The sequence below is a fragment of the Virgibacillus tibetensis genome (assembly GCF_036026595.1).
In the GTDB taxonomy this organism is placed as follows: domain Bacteria; phylum Bacillota; class Bacilli; order Bacillales; family Amphibacillaceae; genus Virgibacillus_P; species Virgibacillus_P tibetensis.
This window is the reverse complement of sequence record NZ_JARZFX010000007.1, coordinates 150,286-156,818: the sequence shown is the minus strand read 5'-3', so window position 1 is coordinate 156,818 and position 6,533 is coordinate 150,286. Positions and strand designations below refer to the sequence as shown.

The 6,533-nt window shown below is 39.9% G+C and carries 3 protein-coding genes and 12 tRNA genes; 1 reads left to right on the top strand and 14 read right to left on the bottom strand.

All coding sequences use genetic code 11. The annotated features are described in order from the left end of the window. Positions 1 to 97: 97 nt before the first annotated feature. From QGM71_RS14500 to QGM71_RS14440, 13 genes are all read right to left on the bottom strand, one after another. A tRNA-Ile gene (locus QGM71_RS14500) sits at positions 98 to 171 on the bottom strand. 16 nt (positions 172 to 187) lie between these two features. Further along, positions 188 to 261 (bottom strand) — tRNA-Gly (locus QGM71_RS14495). 225 nt (positions 262 to 486) lie between these two features. After that, positions 487 to 563: transfer RNA gene (locus QGM71_RS14490), tRNA-Pro, on the bottom strand. A gap of 6 nt (positions 564 to 569) precedes the next feature. Continuing rightward, a tRNA-Arg gene (locus tag QGM71_RS14485) sits at positions 570 to 646 on the bottom strand. Positions 647 to 705: 59 nt separating this feature from the next. Next, positions 706 to 788 (bottom strand) — tRNA-Leu (locus QGM71_RS14480). 67 nt (positions 789 to 855) lie between these two features. Then, positions 856 to 937 (bottom strand) — tRNA-Leu (locus QGM71_RS14475). A 22-nt stretch (positions 938 to 959) separates the two neighbouring features. Then, a tRNA-Lys gene (locus tag QGM71_RS14470) sits at positions 960 to 1,032 on the bottom strand. 187 nt (positions 1,033 to 1,219) lie between these two features. Then, positions 1,220 to 1,294, bottom strand: a tRNA-Gln gene (locus QGM71_RS14465). 5 nt (positions 1,295 to 1,299) lie between these two features. Then, positions 1,300 to 1,376, bottom strand: a tRNA-Asp gene (locus QGM71_RS14460). A 25-nt stretch (positions 1,377 to 1,401) separates the two neighbouring features. Further along, positions 1,402 to 1,473, bottom strand: a tRNA-Glu gene (locus QGM71_RS14455). Positions 1,474 to 1,482: 9 nt separating this feature from the next. Continuing rightward, positions 1,483 to 1,573 (bottom strand) — tRNA-Ser (locus tag QGM71_RS14450). A gap of 3 nt (positions 1,574 to 1,576) precedes the next feature. Beyond that, positions 1,577 to 1,651: transfer RNA gene (locus tag QGM71_RS14445), tRNA-Asn, on the bottom strand. A 343-nt stretch (positions 1,652 to 1,994) separates the two neighbouring features. Beyond that, complete coding sequence (locus tag QGM71_RS14440) at positions 1,995 to 2,462, bottom strand: SprT family protein (RefSeq protein ID WP_327608273.1); 468 nt, start codon at positions 2,460 to 2,462, stop codon at positions 1,995 to 1,997. Positions 2,463 to 2,693: 231 nt separating this feature from the next. Here QGM71_RS14440 and QGM71_RS14435 point away from each other — a divergent pair, with 231 nt between their 5' ends. Beyond that, entirely contained in the window at positions 2,694 to 4,157 is a 1,464-nt protein-coding gene (locus QGM71_RS14435) for a catalase (protein ID WP_327608272.1), read from the top strand. Positions 4,158 to 4,259: 102 nt separating this feature from the next. Here the strand turns inward: QGM71_RS14435 and QGM71_RS14430 are convergent, their stop codons facing one another. Next, positions 4,260 to 6,431 carry a Tex family protein gene (locus tag QGM71_RS14430; protein ID WP_327608271.1) on the bottom strand — a complete coding sequence of 724 codons (2,172 nt, stop codon included), beginning with the start codon at positions 6,429 to 6,431 and terminating at the stop codon, positions 4,260 to 4,262. Positions 6,432 to 6,533 lie beyond the last annotated feature (102 nt).

Genomic DNA, 6,533 nt, shown 5'->3' with positions numbered 1-6,533 from the left:
GCAAATTCTAAATCACCGTTTAATTTGGCGACTCAATAAATATAACACGTTTGAATATCAATGTCAACACTTACTTTTTTGCTTCCATAAAAGCAAATGGGCCTGGGTGGACTCGAACCACCGACCTCACGCTTATCAGGCGTGCGCTCTAACCAACTGAGCTACAGGCCCACGATAAAAGGTAATTTGGAGCGGGTGAAGGGAATCGAACCCTCATCATCAGCTTGGAAGGCTGAGGTTTTACCACTAAACTACACCCGCATATTATTGAAATGCACTTATTTAATTTAATTCCCGAACTGCCCCTACATCCACTAACATATTCAATGTGTATTGTGCTTTAGGGAACCTCACAGATAATTCGGCAGAAGTATCGTTCATTACTATACTACACTTACAAATTTTAAAAACGTATTATCAAAAACTGTTTTGTATCCTGCGCAATATTTGTAATACTACTATTATAGTAGAAACAATGTATTATGATGGTCGGGAAGACAGGATTTGAACCTGCGACCCCGTGGTCCCAAACCACGTGCTCTACCAAGCTGAGCTACTTCCCGTAATAATGGCGCGCCCGAGAGGAGTCGAACCCCTAACCTCTTGATCCGTAGTCAAACGCTCTATCCAATTGAGCTACGGGCGCAACAAAAGCGACATATTCTAAAGTAACATATCCAGGGAATAATCGCAAGATTTTTTTAGTGCGGCCGAGAGGACTTGAACCTCCACAGGGTCTCCCCCACTAGGCCCTCAACCTAGCGCGTCTGCCATTCCGCCACGACCGCATTGTTTAACATAGGCAGGTCATAAACTAGAAAAAGAAAAGCCATGAAATATCATTGCTTTCATTAATGCGGGTGAAGGGACTTGAACCCCCACGTCCGAAGACACTAGATCCTAAGTCTAGCGCGTCTGCCAATTCCGCCACACCCGCTAATTTACTATGAGTATGGTGATGAGCCATGATGGATTCGAACCATCGACCCTCTGATTAAAAGTCAGATGCTCTGCCAGCTGAGCTAATGGCTCATGATAGTTTAAGTAAGTCCCTACAGTATTACTCAGCACGATGCAAGTTAACTAAGTGAAACTGCATTTTTCGTATAACCGAATAACTGATAGTTTATCATGAATAAATTGAATAAAAAAATACTATTATTATAATAGTATATTCATCTTTGCAAAGACTTAGTTAATTCTTCTTCATAAATAAAAATGGCTGGGCTGCCAGGATTCGAACCTGGGATACACGGGATCAAAACCCGATGCCTTACCGCTTGGCTACAGCCCAACATATGGCGGTCCGGACGGGACTCGAACCCGCGACCTCCTGCGTGACAGGCAGGCATTCTAACCAACTGAACTACCGGACCTTACCTATTTTTTTAAAAAGAAAGATGACCCGTACGGGATTCGAACCCGTGATACCGCCGTGAAAGGGCGGTGTCTTAACCACTTGACCAACGGGCCATTTTAAAATGGCGGAGAAGGAGGGATTTGAACCCTCGCGCCGCTTACACGACCTACACCCTTAGCAGGGGCGCCTCTTCAGCCACTTGAGTACTTCTCCATATGGCTCCACAGGTAGGACTCGAACCTACGACCGATCGGTTAACAGCCGATTGCTCTACCACTGAGCTACTGTGGAATAATCTAAATGTGAATTTCATTGCAGTACAATCCAATTTGGTTGTGTTCGTCGTGTTGCAAGATCTACTCGGTGATGTACCACTCCTCATGACCTGCATCGATGCGTTTCAAAGATGTGTTCGGTCAAGCTACTGTGGAATAATCTAAATGTGATTTTATTGCAGCGTAATAGAATATGACAACGAGAAATAATATACACTATTTTTAAGTAGTTGTCAATATTTTTTTAAATTAAAAGTAACGACTCAATTACTTGATACGATAACCTAATTTAACAGCTTACTTAATTTAACATGGATGTTCTATTTCGTCAATAGTTTACATTTTTTCGCTTCATTATCTTATGTTTTTGAGGATCCTTTTGATATTAACAGGCCTCTGCATCGCCCACACCTATACTTTTTAATATTTACTCTGCGTCTTCTTTTATATACATGGGCACAATCTCTACACTTATAGATGTATTTAAATTCGCTTTGCTGGGAAGGTAATGGGTTACAATGTCTTGGTGAACCTGTTTTGATTAATAATCTTTTAAATTCTTGATCTCCATGCTTATAACCCTTACCTTCTATATGTAGGTGATAATGACATAATTCATGTTTAATAATACCAATAAACTCATCTTCATTCATTTCTTCTACATATTTTGGATTTAACTCGATTACCTTCTTCCCAGGAATATACCTTCCCCCTGTAGTTCGAAGACGACTATTAAAGGTAACTTGATGTTTAAAGGGTTTAGAAAAAAAAGTTATGGATAGTTCGTTTACTAATCTATATAATTCTTTTTCATTTAAAATTTCCATTTGCGAATTACTTCCTTTAAATATAATTCTACTAATACTCAGTCTACCATATTTATTGGCTGATTTTTAATATAGCGCTATTGATAGTGATCTTCTATTCATCTTTTTTGTTGTCTTTAAACTATCAGAAAATTACCTATTTATAATAATTGTAATTAAATATTGATTTTTAAATTCATTGTATTATAATTAGAGTAGGCAATAAATAGTAAAGATGAGAGGGGATTTATATTGACTAACAACAAAAACACTATCACTACTGCAGCTGGAGCTCCCGTTGGAGATAATCAAAATTCCATAACTGCTGGTCACCGTGGCCCTACACTAATTCAAGATTTCCACCTGCTAGAAAAGCTGGCACACTTTAATAGAGAAAGAATTCCAGAACGTGTGGTTCACGCTAAAGGCGCAGGAGCTCATGGATATTTCGAAGTAACTAATGACGAGATTTCAAACTATACAAAAGCTGACTTCCTTAGTGAAGCCGGGAAACGCACAGATATGTTTATCCGTTTTTCCACGGTAGCAGGAGAATCAGGATCTGCAGATACCGTACGTGACCCCCGTGGATTTTCGATTAAGTTTTATACCGAGGAAGGTAACTATGATTTAGTAGGAAACAACACACCCATTTTCTTTGTTCGTGATGCAATTAAGTTTCCTGACTTTATTCATACTCAGAAACGTGATCCACAAACACATTTAAAAGACCCTAACATGGTATGGGATTTCTGGTCATTGTCACCCGAATCTCTTCACCAGATTACGTACTTACATGGAGACCGTGGTATTCCTGCAACATTCCGTCATATGAATGGGTATGGCAGCCATACTTTTAAATGGGTTAACGATAAAGGCGAATCATTCTGGGTAAAATATCACTTTATCAGTGAGCAGGGTATGAAAGCATTAGATGCTGATCTGGCCGAAAAACTAGCTGGGGAAAACCCAGACTATCATACAGAAGACCTTTTCAATGCAATTGATAAGAAGGATTTCCCTGCATGGAAATTATATGTACAAATTATGCCGTTTGAAGACGCTAAAACATATAGGTTTGACCCGTTTGATGTTACAAAGGTTTGGTCCAAGAAAGATTATCCTCGTATAGAGGTTGGCCGCATGGTATTGAACCGCAACCCTGAGAATTACTTTGCTGAAGTGGAGCAGGCTGCTTTCTCACCTGGACAATTTGTACCTGGGATTGAAGCTTCTCCAGATAAAATGCTTCAGGGTCGTCTGTTTGCTTATTCTGATGCGCACCGTTACCGCTTAGGCGCTAACCATCATCAAATTCCAGTTAACCGTCCTATTAATGAAGTAAATAACTATCAGCGTGATGGGGCTATGCGAGTGGACAGCAATGGTGGAAGCTCACCAGTTTATGAACCAAATAGTGTCAATGGCCCAGCAGAAGACTTAACACAAAAAATAAGCCCGTTTGAAGTATATGGTGAGGCTGACAGTGTAGCTTACGATAGCGAAGATCATTACACGCAAGCCGGGGACCTTTATCGATTAATGAGTGCTGATGAGAAAGATCGTTTAATAAATGCTTTTGTGGGACATATGGAGCCCGTTGAAAGAGATGAAATCAAGCTTCGTCAAATTGAACATTTCTATAAAGCAGACCCAGAGTGGGGCGAACGAATCGCCCAAGGATTGGGATTAGCTGTTCCTCAAAGCGTTAAGTAAAGAACATAAAATAAGGGAATAGTGCATGATGCACTATTCCCTTATTATTTTTAATAGGATTTCCAGACTGAAGAAAATTTCCAGACTGAAGAAAAACTGGAATTATCCCTTATTTTCTACCATGGACAAGGCTACCCTTCCCTTAACTGCATCAATTTGTTCGACCCAAACTGTCACTACATCTCCTACTGATGCAATATCCATTGGGTGCTTCACGAATTTATTCGCCATTTTAGAAATGTGTACGAGCCCGTCTTGTTTTACACCAATATCAACAAATACGCCAAAATCAACCACATTACGCACCGTTCCCTGCATTTCCATACCTGGCTTCAGGTCCTCTAGTGTCAGCACATTCTGTTTTAACAGCGGCTGCGGGAAATCCTCTCGCGGATCACGGCCGGGACGACTTAGTGCATTTATAATATCGATTAAAGTGGGCTGTCCAATGTCCAATTTATCAGCAATTTCTTTCTTATCAATGGTACTGAGCTTCTCTGCAAGCTTATCTGATCCAATATCTTCGAGCTCACAATCGAGCATTTTAAGAAGCTTTTCTGTATGAGCATAACTTTCAGGGTGTATTGGTGTTCTATCCAGTGGATGATCTCCATCTATTATTCGCAAGAATCCAATTCCCTGTTCGTACGTCTTTGCTCCAAGCCTTGGAATTTTCTTTAATTGCTTGCGATTTGTGAATTTACCTTCTTCTTCACGTTGTTTAATAATATTGTTAGCTACAGTTTTACTCAATCCAGCTACATATTGCAACAAGGAAGATGACGCTGTATTTACATTTACTCCAACCTGGTTAACTGCAGTTTCTACAACAAACGTAAGTGATTCATTAAGTGATTTCTGAGTTACATCATGTTGATACTGACCAACGCCTATTGATTTCGGATCAATTTTCACCAGTTCTGCAAGTGGATCTTGAACCCGGCGCGCAATAGATGCAGCACTTCTTTCTTCAACTTGCAGGTCAGGAAACTCCTCACGTGCTAATTTTGAAGCAGAGTAAACACTGGCACCAGCCTCATTGACTATAATATAAGGCAGACTCAAGCTGTTATTTGTAATCACATCCGAAATGAATTGTTCTGTCTCACGCGATGCCGTACCGTTTCCTATTGCAATAAGTTCAATAGAGTATTTTTTAATAAAGTTCATTACAATTTTCTCTGATCCGGCTGTATCATGCTTTGGCGCTGTTGGGTACATAACACTAACAGCATGCACCTTACCTGTCTCATCAATTACCGCAAGTTTACAACCAGTTCTGAATGCTGGATCAACTCCCAGAATAGTTTTTCCTTTTAACGGCGGTTGAAGCAGCAAGCTCTTAAGGTTCTTGGAAAATATATCTATTGCTTGTTCTTCCGCTTTTTCTGTCAGGCTGTTTCGGATTTCCCGCTCAACTGATGGAGCTATTAGTCGTTTATAACTATCTGCAATTGCTTCTTGTAAAATTTCTGTACCTTGCTGATTTGTGTTTCGTTTGATTATCTTTTTTTGTAAATACTCAAGAATCCTTTCAGTTGGTGGTTCGATCATCACTTTAAGTACTTCTTCTTTTTCACCGCGATTTAATGCTAGGATACGATGAGATACCATAGAACGAATAGCTTCTTTATATTCGTAGTACATTTCAAACACATGTTTCTCATCTTTCTCTGCTTTCTTCACTTCTGCATATACTGTTCCACGTTTGAAGGTTTCTTCCCGTATGTACTCACGGTATTCCGGGTGATCTGATATCCACTCTGCAAGAATATCATTAACTCCCGCTAATACATCTTCAATGGTAAGTAACTCATGTTCTTCCGAAAAGTACAATTCAGCTTCCTGATTAATAGTGCTCAGATCCTGCTGCCAGATTCGTTCAGCTAGTGGTTCCAACCCTTTTTCTTTTGCGATAGTAGCTTTCGTCCGGCGTTTTTGTTTATATGGTCGATATAAGTCTTCTACACGTTGCAGTTGGGTAGCTTGGGTAACTTCACGTTTAAGTTCTTCCGTTAACTTCCCTTGCTCATCAATGATTCGAAGGACTTCCTGCTTTCTGTCTGACAAATTCAATGCATAGTTCCATTTATCCTGCACGGACTTAATTTGTACTTCATCCAGGCCACCTGTCATTTCTTTTCTATACCTGGCTATAAAAGGTACTGTGTTGCCCTCTTCTAATAATGCGATTACTTTTTCTATGATAGTTGTATTAACCTGAGTTTCTTTAGCAACCCATTGGCTAAGTTCTTGGTTTAATTCATTTGCCACATATGTTCCTCCTTTACTTCAGCCTCTATTTTACCAAAGAATCATAATCCCTGCATAGTTCCCAAGGCTAAAATCAGCAACCATGCGAAAGGCTGACACGCT